Source organism: Xanthovirga aplysinae (genome assembly GCF_009711365.1).
Lineage (GTDB): Bacteria > Bacteroidota > Bacteroidia > Cytophagales > Cyclobacteriaceae > Xanthovirga > Xanthovirga aplysinae.
This window is the reverse complement of sequence record NZ_SMMB01000372.1, coordinates 1-1,303: the sequence shown is the minus strand read 5'-3', so window position 1 is coordinate 1,303 and position 1,303 is coordinate 1. Positions and strand designations below refer to the sequence as shown.

Below are 1,303 nucleotides of genomic sequence, written 5' to 3'. Positions count from 1 at the left end.
CAATTATATTTTAGGACCTATTTTATATTCAATAATTTTTTATCTATCAATTGTTTTTAACTTCTTTTTAGAAAAAAAGAATCAAAAAATAAAGAAACCGAAATACGCTGATAAAAAAATAAATAGCGTCGAGGCCACACAGCAATTAGAAAACCTTCAAAAGTACTTATTAGATTCAAAGGCTTTTAAAAACCCCAACCTAAAAGTGATTGATCTGGCCAAGGAATTAAATATAAGTGGTCATCAATTATCCCAGCTTCTAAATGATAATTTAGGGGTAAGTTTTTCAACTTTCATTAATACATACAGAATTGAAGAAGCCAAGGAATTGTTAACGAAATTTGATCATTTAACAATAGATGCCATTGGATATGAATCAGGTTTTAACTCCAAATCCACTTTTTATACTCTTTTCAAACAAAAAACAAACATTACCCCAGCCGCTTTCAGAAAGGCTCAAATTTAGTTCAGTATTCTAATTCTGAACTTCTCTTTTATAAAGCTGAACTTTTAAAAGATTCAACTTAGATATCATTGCATAAAGATTATTTCCAAACAAATTTTTATCAATGAAAAGATTACTATTCTCCCTATTTGTTTTTGTCTATAGCCTAGGGCATGGACAGACAACTTCTGAACCCATTTTATTAGACAGGGAAACAATTTCCGGATTAAACCTGAAAAGAATCCACCCTTCCTGGGCAGAATCGGAAAGGAAGCTTTACACCAAAAGAATATTTTCAGGAGAAGATATTGCTATTAATGTTACTGCGAGTAATACCGCTTCACATGACTGGAAAAATTATTCCATTGACGAATTTGTCTGCGTTACCAATGGACAAGCCGTATTAACACTCGAAAATGGAGAAAAATTAACCTTCACCAAAGGTGATTTTTTTCTGGTCCCAAAGGGATTTAATGGAAAATGGACTACGGTAGGGGGAGGAAACTACTTCCTGGAAATCGCCATTATGACAAAGAAAAGATCAAAGAATTCCAGGAAGGCCAAAAGCTCTGAGTTAATCCCTTTCATGTTGAATAGACAAAAATTATCCGGAATTGGGGCAAGAAGAGACTCGGAAAACGATGTCTTGTTTGATGGGGTAGAATTAAAAGCAGAAATAAATAATTATAAAAAGAGTACAATTGAATACAAAAACCAAAAGTTGGATAAATTCATTCATGTGCTCACTGGAAAAGTTAAGATCACCTCTAAAACTGGAAAATCAACAACATTTTTCACCGGGGACTTTTTTACATTACCCAAAGGCTTTAGTGGAACCCTTGAATTTGAAGGACACGA

General features: G+C 33.2%; 2 protein-coding genes. Both read left to right on the top strand.

Annotation, left to right across the window (positions count from 1 at the left end; translation table 11 throughout):
* Window positions 1–466: helix-turn-helix domain-containing protein (locus tag E1171_RS01225; RefSeq protein WP_155203289.1), on the top strand; the 466-nt coding region annotated here is incomplete at its 5' end.
* A gap of 103 nt (window positions 467–569) precedes the next feature.
* Window positions 570–1,303 (top strand): cupin domain-containing protein (locus tag E1171_RS01220; RefSeq protein WP_155203287.1); only part of this gene is annotated, 734 nt, incomplete at its 3' end.